The following is a 17,591-nucleotide window of genomic DNA, read 5'->3' as shown; positions in this document are numbered from 1 at the left end:
ATTGACTATGGATTCCGGAATGGCCGACACCGTCGCGGGCGTCACTGTCCCCGACACCCCGCTGACACGCGACGTCACCGACTTCATCCGCAATGCCGAAGACGACTTGCTCTTCAACCATTCCCGGCGGGTGTTCTTCTTCGGCGTGGTGCAGGGCCGACGCCGGGGCCTTCAACCCGATCTCGAGCTGCTGTACGTCGGTGCGATGTTTCATGACCTCGGGCTGACCGAGCCCTACCGCACCTCCTCGAGCCTCCGGTTCGAGGTCGATGGCGCCAACGCCGCACGGGACTTCCTCCTTCAGCACGGCATCGATGAAGGCGAAGCACGCAGAATTTGGCTGAGCATCGCTTTGCACACCACACCCGGTGTGCCCGAATTCCTCGAGCCGGAAATAGCTTTGGTCACCGCAGGAGTCGAGACCGACGTCCTGGGCTTCGGCCGTGACGATCTATCGCCCCATGATTTGTCTGCCGTCACATCGGCGCATCCGCGGCCTGACTTCAAACGTTGCATCCTTCAAGCGTTCACCGACGGCATGAAACATCGGCCGCGCACCACCTTCGGCACGATGAACGCCGATGTGCTCGCCCACTTCGATCCGTCGTTCGTCCGCGACGACTTCGTGACAACCATCAATCACAGCAGCTGGCCCGAATAGCGGAGACCGGCAACTGCCATTGCGAGCACCACGCCACCTTGCGATGCACCGGGTGTCCAACCGCTTGACTGAGAAGTGGACGCCTGCCGTCGTTGTCATATAAAGGATCTACTGACAATGTCTTTGACAAATCGAACATCTGAGAGTCAGATCGAGAGCCGCTTCGAACGCGACGTGCTTCCACTGACCCATCAAGTTTTCACCGCTGCGCTGCGTCTTACCCGTAACACACACGACGCCGAAGACCTTGCCCAAGAAACGATGCTCCGGGCCTATGCAGGCTTCGGCTCGTTCCGGGACGGCACAAACCTTCAGGCATGGCTGTACCGGATCGTGCGCAACACCTGGATCAACCAATACCGTATGAAGAAGCGTCGGCCTGATGAGGTACCAACGATGTGCATTTCGGACTTGCCGGCCGCTGTCGCCCTGCGATCATCGAATGACTTGCGTTCGGCAGAAGATTTCGCGCTGGAATCGGTGACGGATGAGGAAATTCTGACAGCGTTGGCAGCACTGGGAGAGGACATTCGGACGACTGTGTACTACGCCGACGTGCTGGAGTTCTCGTACAAGGAGATCGCCGTCATCACTGATTGCCCCATCGGCACGGTCATGTCACGGCTGCATCGAGGACGTAAACGCTTGCGTACAAGCCTGCTCCCGGCTGCCGCCCGTCGCGGCATCGGGCCTGAGCAGCGATGGGTCAAGGCGCCGCCGGCCGCGTGATGCGGTGGGAGCCGGGACGCCATTACTGGCGCGTACAGCCACAACTGTCCTGACCCAATATGGGACATGTATGTCTCATATCGGAGCATATGTGCTACATTGAGTCGCATGAGCGCACCGCAATGGACGGGGGGTGGCGCACGCTCGCGGACCCGGAAGGCGATTCTCGACGCCGCCATGACCGTCATAGGCGACAACCCCGCCGCGTCGTTGAGCGACATCGCTTCGGCCGCCGACGTGGGACGCAGCACGCTGCACCGGTACTTCGCCGAGCGCTCCGATCTGCTGCATGCGTTGGCGCTGCATGTCCACGAGCTCAGCAACGCGGCCATCGAACGCGCCGAGCCCGACTGCGGTCCGCCGGTCGAGGCCTTGCGGCGCGTCGTCGAATGCCAGTTGGATCTCGGCCCGATCGTCCAGTTCGTCTATAACGATTCCGCGATCATGGCAGACAAGGAGCTGGCCGCCATTCTGGATACGGGCGACGAGGTGATCGTCGAGGTGCTCGACCGGGTGGCCACGCAGGGCACCGCCGGACCCCCGTGTTGGCCGCGACTGGTCTTTTGGGCGCTGCTGAACGCCGGCTACGCGGCCGCGAGTCAGGGCACTCCGCGCGTGCAGGTCGTCGACGCCATCATGGCCAGCCTCACCCAGGGCACCATCAAGCCTGAATAGCTTCTCTCCCAATACTTTCCTTCGCACAGGAGCACACCATGTCCATCCGCTCGGATGCCCACGCTGCATCCGGCCGTGAGTCCAGCGCCACCCCGCGGCACGCCTGGCTGGCGCTCACCGTGCTCATCCTTCCGACGTTGCTGATCGCCGTCGACAACACGATCCTGGCGTTCGCGCTGCCCAGCATCGCCCAGGACTTCCGCCCGGCGGCATCGACGCAGCTGTGGATCATCGACGTCTACTCCCTGGTTCTCGCAGCGCTTCTCGTCATGATGGGCAGCCTCGGTGACCGGCTCGGCAGACGCCGACTGCTGATGATCGGCGCGGGCGGCTTCGCCATCGTTTCGGCCGCCGCCGCGTTCGCACCCAGCGCCGGGTGGCTCGTCGGTGCCCGTGCTTTGCTCGGCGTCTTCGGCGCGATGCTGATGCCTTCGACGTTGTCGTTGTTGCGCAACATCTTCGCCGACGCCTCGGCACGACGGCTCGCCATTGCGATCTGGGCGTCGTGCTTCACCGCCGGCTCGGCGCTGGGCCCAATCGTCGGCGGCGTGTTGCTGGAGCACTTCCAATGGGGTGCGGTGTTCCTGGTCGCGGTGCCGATCCTGCTGCCGCTTCTGGTGCTCGCACCGCGGTTGGTGCCTGAATCGCGCGACCCGAACCCGGGACCGCTCGACTTGTTCAGCGTGCTGCTGTCGCTGACCACCATGCTTCCTCTGGTTTGGGCGATCAAGACTGCTGCGCACGACGGGCCGTCGTGGTTGGTCGCCGCAGCGCTGCTCTTCAGCGTCGGCTCCTGCGTACTGTTCGTCAGGCGCCAGCGGCGAATCGCCACACCCATGCTCGACGTCCAGCTGTTCCGCTACGCGCCGTTCACATGCTCGATCACGGCCAATTTCCTCTCGATCGTCGGCCTCATCGGATTCATCTTCTTCATGTCGCAACACCTGCAGTTGGTGCTCGGCCTCAGCCCGCTGCAAGCGGGCCTGGTGACATTGCCCGGTGCGGTGCTGTCGATGATCGGCGGCATCGCCGTGGTGCGGTTCACCCGATGGTTCGCCCCGCCCACCCTGATCATTGCCGGGCTGGTGCTGGTGTCGGCTGGATTCGTGATGATTCTCATCTTTCGCCACGACCTGACCGTGGCCGCCGTGGTGGCGTCGTTCATCGTGCTTGAGGTCGGCGTCGGCACCTCGCAGACCATCACCAACGACACCATCGTCGCGTCGGTGCCCGCGGCGAAGTCAGGTGCCGCATCGGCCGTCTCGGAGACTGCGTACGAGCTCGGCGCGGTCGTCGGCACCGCGACGCTCGGCACCATCTTCACCGCGTTCTACCGGTCGAGCGTCACGTTGCCCGGCGGCCTCACCGGGTCCCAGGCTGCCGACGCGTCCGAAAGCATCGGGGGCGCAACGTCGGTGGCGCAGACCCTGCCGCCCGCACTGGCTGACCGGCTGATGTTCTCGGCACGCGCGGCGTTCGACTCCGGCATCGCGCCGACGGCGACCATTGCGGCGGTCCTCACCCTCGTCGCCGCAGGCGTGGTGGCCTTCTGCTTCCGGTCCGGTGGCACTACCGCTGACGAGGAACGACCGGAATCAGCACAGGGCTTTGCCCCACGGTCGGCGGATTCGGTGTGTCATAGCAGTTCGGAGTGACGGATCGGATGGGGCTGTCGCCGGGACTCAGTTTGGGCCGGCGGTGACACTCAGCCTCCAAGAGGCGCGCCGGCCGCCCGCCTGGGTACGCCCAGGGCGCAGGTAGAACGTGGTGGCCAGTGCCGGGATCGAACCGGCGACCTTCCGCTTTTCAGACGGACCTGCGCTCGGATGGAACTTGTTTGCGCCAGCCAAACCGGATGGTTGCCTGGCATTCAGACGTGTTAGATCAGTTGGTCCGGCTCGTTGGCCCTATTTGGCCATATGTAGTGACCCGCTGCGCGCCAGCCGATCGGCTTATGTGGTCGCTTGCCGGAGGAGGTGTCGGGGGTGAGCACGTCAGCGCACCCGGAACACGGGCGGACGCTTCTCCAGGAACGCGTTGACGCCCTCACGGTAGTCCTCGCTCTCGACGGCCAGGATCGGCAGCGAAGCAGCCTCCTCGTCGGGCGCGTCCTCGCCGGCGACGATCTTCTCGATCAGCCGCTTGGCTCCCCGCACCGAGACCTGAGAGCGCGACGCGATCGTCGTCGCGAACTCGGTGGTGATCTCCGCCAGGTCGGCAGGGTCGACGAGCTCATCGACGAGCCCCACCCGCAGCGCGTGCGCGGCGTTGACCCGGTTGCCCGAGAACAGCAGGTACTTCGCGAACGCGGGGCCGGTGGTCGCAACGAGCTGGCGGGTGGAGTCAAAGCTGTAGACGATGCCCAGCTTCGCCGGGGTGATCGCGAATTCCGCAGTGGTGTCGGCGAAGCGCATATCGCATGCCAGTGCCAGCTCGCAACCGCCGCCTATGCAGAAGCCGTGGATCATCGCGATGGACGGTTTGCTCATGCCTGATAACGCGTGCGCGGCCGCCTCGACGCGCTCGCCATAATCGCGGGCCGCGTCAGCGGTCGAACGGTGGGTGCGGAACTCGCCGATGTCAGGGCCCGCGCAGAAGTGCCGACCGGCGCCGCGCAGCACGAGGACCTTGACCGACTCGTCGGCGTCGGCCTCCGCGGCCAGCTTGGGCACCGACGACCACATCTCATACGACATGGCGTTGCGCTTCTCGGGCCGGTCGATCACGAGTTCGGCGATGGCGCCGTGGTGTTCGAGGCGAAGTCCTGTCATCAGCTGTCGACCTCCTTGGTGTTGAGGTGGTGTTCCTCGACGGTCCCGCCGGCGATGAGCGTGTCAATCTCGGCGTCGGTGCGACCCAGCTCTCGCAGTATCCCCCGCGAGTGCTGGCCGAGCGGGGGCGCGGACCGTGGCGGGCGTCTCTCCGACATCTTCGCGGGCACGCCGAGCGCATGCATCGGCCCGATGATCGGGCGGGGTTCTACGAACGGTCAGGTTCAATGAAGACGGGTAGCTGTACATCTCGCAGATTCCAGATTAGTTCGATCATCGGGGCGTTCTCGCGGAGAGTGCCCGATCGTCGGCGTTGTCCGGCAGCCAGCTCTCGAACGGCCACTGATGATTTCCGCCACCATCAACGGCGCGCCCGCCCTGGACGCGGTCGCTGAGCTGGCCGGCTATCCCGACGTGCTGCGCCTGCAGCGCACCACCGCCTTCGGGCATTACGACGACGGGTTCGTGCTGGCTGTAACCGCTATTCCGGTTTGACGGTCAAGCCTCCAACGCCATGCTGCATTACCAGCGGGTTCGTTTCTGCCGTCCCCTTGACACCGCTGTTCGCACGGTCCAGTCTGTTGCATGAAGGGGCAGGGCCGGTGGCAGAACACCTGAATCTGTACATCATGGGTGGGTGGCGCCGCGCGGGCAAGGGACCGCCCCGTGAGCTCCGATGTCCCCCTGACGGTCGGCTGGTCGCAATGGGCGCCGAGGGGTCCACCGCGGACATGCACGCCGCAATCGCGGCCGCGCGCGAAGCCTTCGACACCGGGCCATGGCCGGAACGCGAGCGGGCGGACGTGCTGCGGCGCACCGCCGATCTCATCGATCGCGACCGCAAGGATTCCTCCCGCGCCGAGGCACTTGACACCGGCAAGCGGATGATCGAAGCCGAAGACGACATGGATGATGTGGTGGCGTGTCCGCGCTACTACGCGGGTATCGGCGGCACCGAGGCCGGACACGTTGTCGACACCGACAAGGTGGATGCCATCAGTGGCCCGGTCTACCAGCCAGTCGGTGTCTGCGGATTGATCATTCCCTGGAATTACCGTCTATTGCAGGCGATTTGGAAGGCGGCCCCGCCGCTATTGGCGGGCAACACCGTCGTGCTCAAACCGAGTGAGCTGACGCCGTCTACCGCCGCGCTCCTGATGCGAGCGCTGGAAGAAACCGGTCTGCTCGCCGGCGTTGCCGATCTGATTCTCGGCTCGGGGCCCAAGGCTGGTGCCCCGCTGTCGGAGGATCGCGACGTGGACATGGTCTCGTTCACCGGCGGTGTCCCGTCGGGTACCCGCGTAATGGCCGCTGCCGCACCGACTGTCAAGCGGGTCGCACTCGAATTCGGCGGCAAGAACCCGAACGTTGTCTTCGCCGACGCGGACTTCGAGACTGCGGTGGACTTCGCCCTCACCGCCGTGTTCCTGCATTCCGGGCAGGTGTGTTCGGCAGGCGCCCGGCTCATCGTCGAGCAGTCATTGCACGATCGGTTCGTCGACGAGGTTGTCGCACGCGCCGAGCGGACCACGCTCGGCGGACCATTCGACCCGGACGCCGAGACCGGTCCGCTGACCCCGGCCGCCCACCGGGACAAGCTCGGTGTCTACGCGGCCGCTGGTTTGGCAAAGGGCGCCGTGCTGCGGTGCGGCGGTCGCCGGCCGGAGGACGCGCATCTGCGTGACGGGTTCTTCTGTCCCCGACCGATTCTGGACGGCTGCCACTCGGGACTGACTGCGACACAAGAGGCCTCGTTCGGTCCGGTGCTGACCGTTGAGACATTCACCGACGAAGACGAAGCGTTGCGGCTGCCCAATCACACCGTCTACGGGCTGGCAAACGCGGTGTGGACCCATGACGCAGGCAAGGCCCAGCGCGTCGCAGGCCGAATGGGGCGGCATGAAGCGCTCCGGCCACAGTCGCGAACTCGGCCGCGTCGGACTCGACGAATACGGCGAAATCGAGCACATCTGGCAGAACACCAATCTACGGCGCGAACGCTGGTTCCGCGGGTAACCCCGGCGCGCAATGCACCGGTCGACCGACAGCCCGAGAAGTTAGGAGATTCCGGTGGCCATCCACACAGAAACCGCGTCCACGGCGGTCGTCACCCCGCCCATCCCCGAGCGCAGCGACGCCGAACTGAGTGTCGATGGACTGTGGAAAGTCTTTGGCGCCAAGGCTTCCGATGTCGCGTGCGACGAGACGATGGAGCGGATGAGCGTCCAGGACATCAAGAAGAAGACGGGGTGCGCGGTCGCCGTGCGCGACGTCAGCTTCGACGTGGGCTGTGGCGAGGTGTTCGTCGTGATGGGCCTGTCCGGCTCCGGTAAGTCCACGCTGGTGCGATGCCTGACGCGGCTGATCGAGCCGACAAAGGGACATGTGGTGTTCCAAGGCACCGATATCACGTCCGCGGGCGAGAAGGAACTGCGGGATCTACGCCGCCGCAAGGTCTCGATGGTCTTCCAGCATTTCGGTCTTCTGCCGCACCGGCGGGTGTTGGAGAACGTCTCCTACGGCCTGGAGGTCCGCGGCGTAGACAAGAAGGACAGGATGAAACGCGCCACCGAGGTCACCGAGCTGGTCGGGCTCGCCGGATACGAGAACTCGTACCCGGATCAGCTGTCCGGTGGCATGAAGCAACGGGTCGGGCTGGCGCGCGCGCTGGCCAGCGATCCCGACATGTTGCTCTTCGACGAGCCGTTCTCAGCTCTGGATCCGCTGATCCGGCGCGACATGCAGAACGAGGTGATCCGTCTCCACCACGAGATGGGCAAGACGATGGTGTTCATCACCCACGACCTGTCCGAGGCGCTCAAGCTCGGCGACCGGATCCTGATCATGCGCAACGGCGAGGTGGTCCAGATGGGCACCGGCGACGAGCTCGTCGGCGCCCCGGCCGATGACTACGTGCGTGAATTCGTTAGTGACGTACCACGTTCGCGGGTGCTGACGCTGAAGTGGATCATGCGCGAGCAACGGCCCGCTGATCCGTTAGACGGTCCCGAGATGGGACCCAATACCGTTATCCGCGACGCCGTCGACCCGGTGCTCGCCGCCGACAAGCCGATCAAGGTGGTCGCCGACGGCAAGCTGCTCGGCATGGTTGGCCGTAGCGACATCCTCGCGGTGATCGGCAAGGTCGACGAGGGCGGCGCCTGATGGCTGCGGTCACCGTCGGAGCACCACCGGCACCATCGGCACCGGAGGCGCAGCCGCGGACGTCGTGGTTCTCCGAACGTGGGCCGGCACAGTTCATCGCGGCCATCGGCGCCGTGCTGGGTGTCTGGATCGTGCTGTTTTTCTTCCTGCGCAGCCGCAACACCCTGGCTCTGGCCCCGGCCGACACGAAACCGCTGCACGTGTGGCTATCCGACCTGCAAACCCGCGTCGGCGAGGGCCGAAACACCAATCCGCTCTTCACCTATTTCTTCAATCCGATCCGGTCGGTGATCGATGCGTTCGGCACCGCGATCGCGGACCTGATCGCGCACCCGATTGATGGGCGACCTGTCCCCTACATCGGCTGGCTTGGCGTCGTGGTGCTGTCCACATTCCTGGCCTGGATGCTCGGCAACTGGAAGGTCGGGCTGCTCACCCTGTGCGGCTTTTTGTTCATGGGTCTGCAAGGCCTGTGGCAGGACAGCATGGAGACGCTGGCGCTGACCATCGCCGCGGTGGCGATATCGCTGCTCATCGGGATCCCATTGGGCATCTGGGCGGGCATGTCAGACAGATTCAATCGCCTGATCACACCCTTGCTGGATTTCATGCAGATCCTGCCGTCGTTCGTCTACCTCGCGCCGCTGACGCTGGCGTTCCTGATCGGCCCGGCAGCGGCAATCATCGCGACAGTGATCTATGCGGCTCCCCCGGTCATTCGCCTTACAGCGCATGGCATTCGGTCGGTGCCCTCGGAGTCGCGTGAGGCGGTCGAGTCACTCGGTGCCACTCGATCTCAGGAGTTGTTCGGGGCGCTGCTGCCAATGGCCAAGCGCACCATCGTGCTTGGCATCAACCAGACCATCATGGCCGCGCTGGCGATGGTGACGATCGCCGCGCTGATCGCCGCACCCGGCCTCGGCCAGGTGGTCATCCAGGCGTTGTCGACCCAAGATGTTGGCACGGCGTTCAACGCCGGACTCGCGATTGTGATCATGGCGATCATCCTGGACCGAACGACCACGGCAGCCAGTGAGCGAGTGGAGAACGAACGACGTAAGTCGGCCGAGCCCAATAAGTATCGGCGGCCAGGAATAGTGATCGGCGCCGTCGTGACGGCGATCGCGCTCTGGTTGTCCTACACCTACCAGCTGGTCGCGATCTTCCCATCGTCACTGCAAATCGGGTCAGTGCATATCGGACTCGACGTCGGCACGCCCATCATCAACGCCGCGAATGCCGTGACGAACTGGGCGCAGACCAGCTTCTCCGGGGTGACCAACGGCATCAAGGACGTGGTCACCGCGGTGGCGCTCGACCCGCTGCAGGCGCTGCTGGACCAGTCACCGTGGTGGCTCACCTTCGTCGCCATCACCGCGATCGCGGCGCTCGTCGGAGGCTGGATCGCGGCAGTCATCACCGCGGTGTGCCTCGGCCTCATCCTCTGGCCGCTCGAGCTATGGCAGGCCACCATGGACACCCTGGCCGCAGTGCTGGTCGCCACGGTGATCGTCGTCGCCCTCGGGGTGGTGGTCGGCGTGTGGATGGGCCGCGGCCCGACCGCGGACAAGATCGTGCGACCGTTCCTGGACGCCGCGCAAACCATGCCGTCATTCGTCTACCTGGTTCCGTTCCTGGCGCTGTTCTCGGCGTCGCGGTTCACCGGCATCGTGGCGGCGATCGTCTACGCCGCGCCCGTGTCGATCAAGATCATGGCCGACGGCATCCGCGGCGTGTCGGCCGAGACCGTCGAGGCGGCGCGCTCGGTGGGGTCGAACACCTGGCAAGTCATCGGCAAGGTCCAGCTGCCGATGGCCGTTCGATCCCTGACGCTGGCCACGAATCAGGGCCTTATATATGTGCTCTCCATGGTGGTCGTCGCCGGTCTGGTCGGCGGCGGTGCGCTGGGCTACCTGGTGGTGGCCGGCTTCGCGCAGACCAGCCTGTTCGGTAAGGGCTTGGCGGCAGGTCTTGCGATCGTGCTGCTGGGCACGATTCTCGACCGCACGACCGCAGCCGCATCGAAACGGATAGGACGGACACAGGAATGAAACGACTCGCCATTGCGGCCGCAGCGCTCGTGTTGCTGATCTCGGGCTGCAACGCCACCAAGGTGTCGGACCTGCAAGCGCGGGGCGAGCTGAAACCCGGTAGCAAGCCGTGCGGCACCTTCAACCTGGCCATCAATTCCTGGGTCGGGTACGAGGCGAATGCGGCGGTGATCACGTATCTCGCGGAGAACGTGTTGGGCTGCTTCGTCAAGCAGAGACATATTGCCGAGCAGGTGTCCTGGCAGGGCATGTCGACCGGGCAGGTGGACGCGATCCTGGAGAACTGGGGTCACGACGACCTCAGGCAGCAGTACATCGACAACATGGGCGTCGCGGAGAGCGCGGGCTCTACCGGCATCAAAGGGCAGATCGGCTGGTACGTGCCGCCGTGGATGGCCGAGCAATATCCGGACATCATCGATTGGCGGAATCTGAACAAGTACGCCCACCTGTTCAGGACCTCGGAATCCGGTGACAACGGGCAGTTGCTCGACGGAGATCCGGCATACGTGACCAACGACGACGCGCTGGTGTCCAACCTTGGCCTCGATTACAAGGTGGTGCAGGGCGGCAGCGAAACGGCGCTGATCTCGAGTATTCGTCAGGCCCAGCAACAACGGAAACCGCTGCTCGCATACTTCTACTCGCCGCAGTGGTTGCTGAGCGAAGTGCCGATGGTGAAGATCAATCTGCCGCCCTACACAAAGGGGTGCGACGATGACCCGGCCAAGATCGCCTGCGACTATCCGGACTACGACCTGGACAAGATCGTCTCGACCAAGTTCGCGGAATCCGGAAGCCCGGCATACACGCTGGTGAAGAACTTCCAGTGGACCGCAGAGGACCAGAACTCGGTCGCCCGCTCGATCGCGGTCGACGGGATGAGCGACGACGAGGCCGCCAAGAAGTTCATCGATGCGCACCCACAGCTTGTCGCCAAGTGGCTGGCCGGCACGGGCGCGGAGAACGCGGCCTAGTGAACCTGCTCAAAGACGTGCGCGCGACGTGAAAGCTCGCGCGCCGCGACTCTTGACAAGGCCGGGCGATTTCCACCAGGCGGGTATGAACCGCGCCGACGCACGGCATCTTCCGTTGACCCCCGAGGTTGTCGGACAACACCTACGCGGTGGGGTCCATATCGGCCTCTATCCGCTTGGCGACGATGACACATGTTGGTGGGTCGCAGCCGATTTCGACAAAGAGGCCGCGATGCTCGACGCACTGGCCTATATGAAAGCGGCACGGGAACGACACTGGACGCCGATCGCCAACACTTCTGCGTTGCGGTCGGCCGGCGCGCCATCGGAGCTCTGAAATGGGTGCCTCGGCGCAGAAGTCGATGCAGCCCCGACATCAGACGGTGCGTTCCCACCAATGCAGGCGGTGTAGACGCGAATGGTCCGGTTCTATCTGGTCATACACCCGCCACCAGGTCAGCTCGTACTCGATCGGCGAGAGCAGTCCCAGTTGGCGGCGGTCATCGGCCTCGATCAGCGTGGCCGCCAGTGCCCGCAGCTCGCGGCGAGCATCCTGTGACAGCGGATCGGGGTAGCCGGACATCACGGTCGCACTCATCGTGCGGACCCGGCCGCGGACATCACCGGCCCGAATGAACGCCACGACACCGGTGCCGACAAAGGCGGCAGTCGAAATTCCCAGTGCAGTCCCTGGCCCGATCAGCCCGTTGAGGATGACATCGGACGCGATCCACAACAGCGCTCCCCACATCGGCCAGCCCCGCCACACGCGGAGACGGCACCGCTCGGTCTCGTTGATGCCGGGTGGGTAGATGACCAACCGGTACCGGGTCACCCCCATGCGGTCGAGGCAGACAATGAATGATCCCCACGGGAAGGCGCCGTCGACCAGCCGCAGCCAGCCGCGGCGCAGAACGCCCGGGCCCCCCGGCATGCGCGCCATGTATCGAGGTGTACCCGCGCTAGACGCGCGTGACCGCCCGATTCACACATTTTCTTGACGGCTCTCTCGAGAGGGTGGGCAGCAGCATATACACCGGAAACCTCTGACCATATGCCGTGGCGACATTGAGACATGGCCGCAGCCCGATCGTCGGCGAGGCATCTGTCGTAGCACCCGATTGAGTCGCAACGGCACACGCGATTACACACCAATGGGCGCATGGTCGATGTAGCCCATGGTGTCCTTGCCATTGCACATCCCGACCTCGGCAGCCGCGGCTCGGTGTATCGCTACCGCAGCATCTGACCGTTTTCCTCGAGACCTTGCACACGACCCCAGCAGCGAAGGCCGGGGCGCGGATTGCAAGCGGGGCTTCCATGGCCACGCGTGGCTGGCGCCTCTGTCTTGCCGCCGACAAGCTGGCGTGTGCCATGGAGATCCGCGCTTCGATGCCGCTAGGCCCTCAGTCTCGGCAGGATCATGACCGGGACCGGCGCATGCCGAAGGATTTTTGAAGCAGCTGTACCGAGGAAGACCTGGGCCAGTGGGCCGGCAGCACCCGATCCCAGTAGCAGCATGTCGCCGGATTCCCAGGCGATGTCGTCCACCGCCTCGCCCCACCCGATGCCGGCGCCTATCACGACGTCCACATCGGGGATTGCAATGTTCGCGCGGGCTTCGTTGAGCTGCTTGAGCACCGCGTCCATCGTCTTGCGCGTCCACTGTTGTATGACCAGGTTCTCTGCGGAACGTTCGATCGAGCCCCCGAACGTCGTGGGCGGACGCACCGCAAAGGAGGCAATCCGCAGCTGTACGGACCATTTTTCGGCTAGCTCCGCGCTGCTCTGGATGAGGCCAACGGCGTCCGCCGCGCCACCGTAAGCGGCCGTGAGCCGTTTGATGGGAACGGGACTCGACGGATAGCCGCGTGGGGCGATTGCGACCGGCACGGCCGCCCTGTGTACCAGCCATTCGGTCACGCTGCCCAGTGCCACCCGGCCCAACAGCCCCGATGACGACGAGCCGACCACCACCAGTTCGGCACGATATTGATCGACCAACTCCATCAATCCCCTGGGGATCGATGTCGACTCGTGGATGATCACCGATACATCCTCGCCGCCCGTAGCCTTGACCACCCGCTTGAGTGATGCCGCCGCCTGGGCCGAGACGTAGCCCTGGTACTCATCCTCGATCGGGTCGATGCCGGCGGGCAGTGCCCGCTCGACGATCGCGGTGGCGACGACCTTCTCACCGGTGGTGCGTGAGAACTGCGCCGCCAGGTTCAGTGGCGCGCTGCCTTGCCGGCTGGAGCTGAAGCCCGCGATGATCGTCATTGCACACCCGCTCCTGCCGGGATCGGGTGTGCCACCACATGGCTCACCGGAATATCGCTGTGCTCGGCGCGGGCCCGGTCGACCACTTCAAAGCGATGCCACACCGAATCTTCAAGCGGCAGCGTCGAGATGACAATCTGATCTGGGTGAAAGGTGTCCACCGCGTTGGCCAGCGCCCGCAGCGGCCGGTAATCGCCCAATGCGCCGTCCACATCCAGATTCTCCGAGCGCAGCGTCAACAACGTGTAATCCAGCCGCGCTCTGGCGGCTTCCTCGGTCGCCACCATCACATCGAGGGGGCCGTGTTTGGCTGCCACGCCGGTTGCGATCGGGCTGGCCGGCACGACAACGTAGTATCTGGCGGCACTACCGGCGCCGAGGCGGCGCAGCTCGTCGAGCAGCTCGTCAGAATCGACGGTCTGGTTTGCCATCACCAGCACCCGCCGCGGCTTCGCCGTGGCGATCGCTCCCTCGACGACCGGGCGGCGGCCCATGAACCACTTATTGGCCAAATACAGCACCACCACAACCGCCCACGACAGCAGACTCAACACCAACTGTGATCGCGAATCCTTCTGCAGGCCCATCTGCGCCAGGATCGCGACGATCCCGGCGACGGTGAAGATGGACAACACCGGAAACAGCCACATCTTCACCTGCAGGCTTTCAGACCCGCTGCGCCACCGCAGCACGATCTGTGAGACACCGATGAGGCAGTAGACGAACAAGATGATCGCGCCGCTGGAGTTCAGCAGGAACGCGAAGACGGTGTCCGGCGAAACCGCGGCGGCGATAACGCAGAGGAAACCGACCACCGAGGACGCCAGGATCGCGACGGCCGGCACACCCCGGCGAGTTACCCCAACCAGCTGCATCGGTGCCTCGCGGCGCGCGGCGAGCACGAACAGCATCCGCGACGCGGTGTACATGCCCGAGTTCAGACAGCTCAGCACCGCGGTGAGCACGACAGCGTTCATGATGTGGTCGGCGTAAGGAACTCCCATCTTGGTGAACGCGGCCACGAACGGCGACGCGGCGACGGTCTTGTCGTTCCACGCCAGGATCACCGTCAGCAGGAAGATCGAACCCACGTAAAAGATGGCGATGCGCGCGATCACCGAGTTGGCGGCCTTGGCCACCGCTCTTGCGGGATCCTTCGACTCCGCCGCGGCGATGGTGGCGACCTCAGCGCCGGTCATCGAGAAGATCACTGTGACGACGGCGGCCGTGATGCCGATCGCGCCGTGGGGCAAGAAGCCGCCATGGGCGGTCAGGTTGGAAAAGTCCATGGACTTGTGCGGCCACAAACCGAACACAAAGGCCGTGCCCACGGTGAGGAACACGATAATCGCGGCGACCTTGATGCCAGCGAACCAGAATTCGAACTCACCAAAGGATGAAACCGAGAACAGGTTGGTCAGGGTCATCAGGCTCAACAGAACCAGCGAAGACAACCACAGCGGGATACCGGGCAGCCAGTACTGAACGATCTTGGCTCCAGCGATGGCCTCGAACCCGACGATGATCACCCAGAAGTACCAGTAAAGCCAACCGACCGAGAATCCCGCCCAACCGCCCAGCGCGTTGCGGGCATAATCGGCGAACGATCCCGTCGACGGATTGGCCACCGCCATCTCCGCCAGCATCCGCATCACCATGATGACCAGGAATCCGCACAATGCGTACGTGATGAACGAACCGGGCCCAGTGCTGCCGATGACCACGCCCGAGCCGACGAACAAGCCCGCGCCGATCACGCCGCCGATGGCGATCATCCTCAGCTGACGCTCGCTGAGACCCTGCTTGAGAGTTGGCCCCCCGCTCATCGCGCGCCTCCATGAACAGAAACCGAGAAGACCCGGTCCGCATGCGACGAGCCCTGCCGCCCAACAACTTCGCGTGCCTCGGATCGCGGCCAGCCGCTCGCCTCCGGCGGAGCCGCCACACCCGCGGATGCCTGACCCCCGGATCCGACCTGATCGCTCGTTGTTGTCACATCAACCTCCCTGCAGTACCTGTCGCTTGCGTCGTTCGACCAGCGGCTCTGAGGGGCCGCCCCGCCTCTTCGTCCGTGTTGCGTATTACGAGACATAGATCTCAATGTAAAACTGATGGCCCTTACCATAGTGTGATGGATCACAAATTCCGCCCATATAGTGATCTACATCACATTTTTGGGCTGGATGACAGTGTGAGCGTGGGGTCGAGCCTGGCGAGCGTAAACAGCCCCGGTGACCACGACTGCGAAGCCCGCCTGCACGATGCCCGCGACCTGTGGTGCCCCCCGCGCGCGTGCGCGCCAGGCGCTCGGCAGCTCCTTGGCGCAGCCGAGCGCGTAGAGATAGCGCGTGGGCTGAGCGCAACAGGCCCGACGGTCCCGTCTCTGACAACCACGTGACGATTTGCCGTGCAGCTCACGGCCACACAGCCGTAATGAATTTTGTGAAGAAGAATTATCAAATTCTGGTAGGTGGCTTCGGTTCGAGGTGGCGGCTACCTGGAGTTAGAGTCAGAAGTCAACCGCGGCCTTTGGGCGCGCCTTCATGAAAGGCTCCCCGCCATGGCGTTCTCTGTCTACGCGATCGCACCACCCGAAGAAGGCTCGGAGCCGCATGACAGGTGGGTTATCCACCATTTCGGTGATGGGGCTCGTTACGTTGTCCATCCGGGTGGAGTGCTTGGGATTGAGGTAGAGGGCACCAACTTCTGGTTGCTGAGCCCCGACCGCTGGCAGTGGGTCCGGAGTGACAACCACCCGCCAGGTCGGGTGGTGGGTTAGCGCCACAATGACCCGAGCGTGTTTAACGCCCTTTGCGTCTTTGTGTGGCGGTCCTGCCGCAGGTGTTCGGCCACTCCTTGATGGCGCGTAGAAGGTCGGGGATCGAGAATCAGTCATGTGGCTCTTCCTCGTCCCGGTCGCTGATGGAGATGACCCGGATAGGCGGTGTCTGAGGGACTCGCACTCGTGCTCTGCGACAGCGGGGGCGGCTCGCCCCGCACCTTGCATGGGTCAGTTACGGCCCCGAAGGTTATCCCTCGCCGCCCATCTCGGCTTCGTCCCGCTCGGTCTCGGCGGTGTCCTGGGCCATCACCGACTCGTCGAGCCACTTCTGGATATCGCCGCCGAGTCGATCCGCGGACAGGTGGGCGAAGTCCAGGGCCTGTACCGCCAGCGCTGCCAAGACATTCATGTGGCCCGTCCGCTGCGGTGGATCTCCGCCATCAGCGCACCAAGCGCCTGATTGCCTTCGGCGCACAACGCCGACAGGTACCGCAAGTGGTGAGACGTATGCGTATGACGGTGATGCTCGGCTAGGCGCGGGTCAGCACCATCGGCCAGGACCTGGAGTTCGACTTGCCGCACTTGATGCCGGAGTCGATCCGAGTCGGGTGTTCACCGACAAACTCTCAGGGTCAGCCAAGACGGTCCGGCCGGGATTGGTCGCGCTGCTCGACTATGCCCGACCCGGAGACAGCGTGGTCATTGCCCGCAAGCACCGACTGCTTCGATCCCAGTATTTCGCAACGGTTTTCGTGCAGCTTGAGGGCCATACCTAGGCGAGTTCAACAGATTCTGTGCCCAATGGGATACTGCTACTGTTTTGTGGCGGCGGCCGCGGTAGTCATAGCGATGTGACAACTCGACCCCTTCGGCCTGGGCCTTATCGAGATCGGCGCTCATTGCGCGGACATGGCGCGGTCCCCGCTTGCCCCGAGTCTCGACCCACCTGGCCCGCTACTCGGGCAACCACACCAACAGCAAAATGCCGGTCGGCATGCCGTTCAGTTAGTTAGGTGTAGTACTTGTCGCGGCACTTGAGCTATTTGCATATCAGCGGCATATCCTCTGCCTCTACAGGAACCATCTGTTCTGTTCGACCCGTTTGCGCTTTGCACACAACGCATTGCCGACCCAACGTAATCTTCCGAATTGGCTTGTCAGGGAACAACTTATGGAAGCAATCAAAGCAAATTTTCTGAGTCATCAGATCGGATCTTTCAGTCAGAGATCACGTAGTGGTCGAGGTTCGTGACCCCGGCCTGGCGGCGACGACGCGGGTTCGGTGTAGCGGATGTGTAGATCGCGACGCGAGTCGATCGTGGACCCAACACCTTTCGCGATTGCGCAACTCAGTCGCGAGCCCGAGGTGCCGCCGGTAGCCAGGCAGTCCTCCACCGCGGCCCAGCGGTGAAACCGGCGGGTGGCCGTTGATCGACACACCGGGTCGCCCGGCCTGCGTCCACTAGTCGGCACTTCTCAAGCTTAAGGCCGCGGGGCGCG

At 64.2% G+C, this 17,591-nt stretch carries 15 protein-coding genes, 1 tRNA gene and 2 pseudogenes; 11 read left to right on the top strand and 7 right to left on the bottom strand.

Features of this window, described 5'->3' with window-relative positions:
* The first annotated feature begins 19 nt into the window (after positions 1 to 19).
* The 4 genes from ACVWWN_RS10755 (at position 20) to lfrA (ending at position 3,720) form a co-directional block, all read left to right on the top strand.
* Complete coding sequence (locus tag ACVWWN_RS10755; protein ID WP_457143882.1) at positions 20 to 661, top strand: HD domain-containing protein; 642 nt, start codon at positions 20 to 22, stop codon at positions 659 to 661.
* A 117-nt stretch (positions 662 to 778) separates the two neighbouring features.
* On the top strand, positions 779 to 1,390 hold the full coding sequence (locus tag ACVWWN_RS10750) for a sigma-70 family RNA polymerase sigma factor (RefSeq protein ID WP_457143881.1): 612 nt from the start codon (positions 779 to 781) through the stop codon (positions 1,388 to 1,390).
* A 108-nt stretch (positions 1,391 to 1,498) separates the two neighbouring features.
* On the top strand, positions 1,499 to 2,065 hold the full coding sequence (locus ACVWWN_RS10745; protein WP_457143880.1) for a TetR/AcrR family transcriptional regulator: 567 nt from the start codon (positions 1,499 to 1,501) through the stop codon (positions 2,063 to 2,065).
* 38 nt (positions 2,066 to 2,103) lie between these two features.
* The gene (gene lfrA / locus ACVWWN_RS10740; protein ID WP_457143879.1) at positions 2,104 to 3,720 is read left to right on the top strand and encodes an efflux MFS transporter LfrA; all 1,617 of its coding nucleotides are present in this window, start codon (positions 2,104 to 2,106) and stop codon (positions 3,718 to 3,720) included.
* A 110-nt stretch (positions 3,721 to 3,830) separates the two neighbouring features.
* Here the strand turns inward: lfrA and ACVWWN_RS10735 are convergent.
* The 3 genes from ACVWWN_RS10735 to ACVWWN_RS10725 all read right to left on the bottom strand — a co-directional run bounded on the left by ACVWWN_RS10735 (position 3,831) and on the right by ACVWWN_RS10725 (position 5,021).
* Positions 3,831 to 3,913, bottom strand: a tRNA-Phe gene (locus ACVWWN_RS10735).
* Between the two features lie 146 nt (positions 3,914 to 4,059).
* A complete protein-coding gene (locus ACVWWN_RS10730; RefSeq protein WP_457143878.1) occupies positions 4,060 to 4,836 on the bottom strand; it encodes an enoyl-CoA hydratase-related protein in 777 nt (258 codons plus the stop codon).
* The gene (locus ACVWWN_RS10725) at positions 4,836 to 5,021 is read right to left on the bottom strand and encodes a hypothetical protein (RefSeq protein ID WP_457143877.1); all 186 of its coding nucleotides are present in this window, start codon (positions 5,019 to 5,021) and stop codon (positions 4,836 to 4,838) included. The genes ACVWWN_RS10730 and ACVWWN_RS10725 overlap by 1 nt, the downstream gene beginning before the upstream one ends.
* Before the next feature lie 160 nt (positions 5,022 to 5,181).
* On the opposite strand from ACVWWN_RS10725, the gene ACVWWN_RS10720 reads away from it, so the two are divergent.
* From ACVWWN_RS10720 to ACVWWN_RS10695, 6 genes and pseudogenes are all read left to right on the top strand, one after another.
* Positions 5,182 to 5,331, top strand: a complete 150-nt coding sequence (locus tag ACVWWN_RS10720; RefSeq protein ID WP_457149474.1) for a hypothetical protein — start codon at positions 5,182 to 5,184, stop codon at positions 5,329 to 5,331.
* Between the two features lie 134 nt (positions 5,332 to 5,465).
* Positions 5,466 to 6,852: pseudogene (locus ACVWWN_RS10715) on the top strand (aldehyde dehydrogenase family protein).
* A gap of 201 nt (positions 6,853 to 7,053) precedes the next feature.
* Positions 7,054 to 8,001, top strand: a complete 948-nt coding sequence (locus ACVWWN_RS10710) for a quaternary amine ABC transporter ATP-binding protein (RefSeq protein ID WP_457149074.1) — start codon at positions 7,054 to 7,056, stop codon at positions 7,999 to 8,001.
* The gene (locus tag ACVWWN_RS10705; protein WP_457143876.1) at positions 8,001 to 10,052 is read left to right on the top strand and encodes an ABC transporter permease; all 2,052 of its coding nucleotides are present in this window, start codon (positions 8,001 to 8,003) and stop codon (positions 10,050 to 10,052) included. The genes ACVWWN_RS10710 and ACVWWN_RS10705 overlap by 1 nt, the downstream gene beginning before the upstream one ends.
* A complete protein-coding gene (locus ACVWWN_RS10700) occupies positions 10,049 to 11,029 on the top strand; it encodes an ABC transporter substrate-binding protein (protein WP_457143875.1) in 981 nt (326 codons plus the stop codon). Before ACVWWN_RS10705 ends, ACVWWN_RS10700 begins: the two co-directional genes overlap by 4 nt.
* A gap of 85 nt (positions 11,030 to 11,114) precedes the next feature.
* Positions 11,115 to 11,366, top strand: coding sequence for a TOTE conflict system archaeo-eukaryotic primase domain-containing protein (locus ACVWWN_RS10695; protein ID WP_457143874.1), 252 nt, complete (start codon positions 11,115 to 11,117; stop codon positions 11,364 to 11,366).
* 39 nt (positions 11,367 to 11,405) lie between these two features.
* Here ACVWWN_RS10695 and ACVWWN_RS10690 read toward each other — a convergent pair whose 3' ends face one another.
* From ACVWWN_RS10690 to ACVWWN_RS10675, 4 genes are all read right to left on the bottom strand, one after another.
* Entirely contained in the window at positions 11,406 to 11,963 is a 558-nt protein-coding gene (locus ACVWWN_RS10690) for a DUF6611 family protein (RefSeq protein WP_457143873.1), read from the bottom strand.
* 464 nt (positions 11,964 to 12,427) lie between these two features.
* Entirely contained in the window at positions 12,428 to 13,309 is an 882-nt protein-coding gene (locus ACVWWN_RS10685; protein ID WP_457143872.1) for a universal stress protein, read from the bottom strand.
* The gene (locus ACVWWN_RS10680) at positions 13,306 to 15,135 is read right to left on the bottom strand and encodes an amino acid permease (RefSeq protein ID WP_457143871.1); all 1,830 of its coding nucleotides are present in this window, start codon (positions 15,133 to 15,135) and stop codon (positions 13,306 to 13,308) included. The genes ACVWWN_RS10685 and ACVWWN_RS10680 overlap by 4 nt, the downstream gene beginning before the upstream one ends.
* Before the next feature lie 1,203 nt (positions 15,136 to 16,338).
* Entirely contained in the window at positions 16,339 to 16,500 is a 162-nt protein-coding gene (locus ACVWWN_RS10675; RefSeq protein WP_457143870.1) for a hypothetical protein, read from the bottom strand.
* Positions 16,501 to 16,640: 140 nt separating this feature from the next.
* On the opposite strand from ACVWWN_RS10675, the pseudogene ACVWWN_RS10670 reads away from it, so the two are divergent.
* Positions 16,641 to 16,822 (top strand): annotated as a pseudogene (locus ACVWWN_RS10670) (recombinase family protein); the annotation flags it as partial.
* Positions 16,823 to 17,591: the final 769 nt, after the last annotated feature.

The organism is Mycobacterium sp. URHB0021 (assembly GCF_054057895.1).
This window is presented reverse-complemented; position numbering and strand designations above follow the sequence as displayed.

Bases quoted from the DNA above. Each gene is read 5' to 3' on its own strand.
- ACVWWN_RS10745 (WP_457143880.1), top strand. From the start codon at position 1,499: ATGAGCGCACCGCAATGGACGGGGGGTGGCGCACGCTCGCGGACCCGG.
- ACVWWN_RS10755 (WP_457143882.1), top strand. From the start codon at position 20: ATGGCCGACACCGTCGCGGGCGTCACTGTCCCCGACACCCCGCTGACA.
- ACVWWN_RS10690 (WP_457143873.1), bottom strand. From the start codon at position 11,963: ATGCCGGGGGGCCCGGGCGTTCTGCGCCGCGGCTGGCTGCGGCTGGTC.
- ACVWWN_RS10700 (WP_457143875.1), top strand. From the start codon at position 10,049: ATGAAACGACTCGCCATTGCGGCCGCAGCGCTCGTGTTGCTGATCTCG.
- ACVWWN_RS10675 (WP_457143870.1), bottom strand. From the start codon at position 16,500: ATGAATGTCTTGGCAGCGCTGGCGGTACAGGCCCTGGACTTCGCCCAC.
- ACVWWN_RS10730 (WP_457143878.1), bottom strand. From the start codon at position 4,836: ATGACAGGACTTCGCCTCGAACACCACGGCGCCATCGCCGAACTCGTG.
- ACVWWN_RS10685 (WP_457143872.1), bottom strand. From the start codon at position 13,309: ATGACGATCATCGCGGGCTTCAGCTCCAGCCGGCAAGGCAGCGCGCCA.
- ACVWWN_RS10680 (WP_457143871.1), bottom strand. From the start codon at position 15,135: ATGAGCGGGGGGCCAACTCTCAAGCAGGGTCTCAGCGAGCGTCAGCTG.
- ACVWWN_RS10720 (WP_457149474.1), top strand. From the start codon at position 5,182: ATGATTTCCGCCACCATCAACGGCGCGCCCGCCCTGGACGCGGTCGCT.
- ACVWWN_RS10710 (WP_457149074.1), top strand. From the start codon at position 7,054: ATGAGCGTCCAGGACATCAAGAAGAAGACGGGGTGCGCGGTCGCCGTG.
- ACVWWN_RS10695 (WP_457143874.1), top strand. From the start codon at position 11,115: ATGAACCGCGCCGACGCACGGCATCTTCCGTTGACCCCCGAGGTTGTC.
- lfrA (WP_457143879.1), top strand. From the start codon at position 2,104: ATGTCCATCCGCTCGGATGCCCACGCTGCATCCGGCCGTGAGTCCAGC.
- ACVWWN_RS10750 (WP_457143881.1), top strand. From the start codon at position 779: ATGTCTTTGACAAATCGAACATCTGAGAGTCAGATCGAGAGCCGCTTC.
- ACVWWN_RS10725 (WP_457143877.1), bottom strand. From the start codon at position 5,021: ATGCATGCGCTCGGCGTGCCCGCGAAGATGTCGGAGAGACGCCCGCCA.
- ACVWWN_RS10705 (WP_457143876.1), top strand. From the start codon at position 8,001: ATGGCTGCGGTCACCGTCGGAGCACCACCGGCACCATCGGCACCGGAG.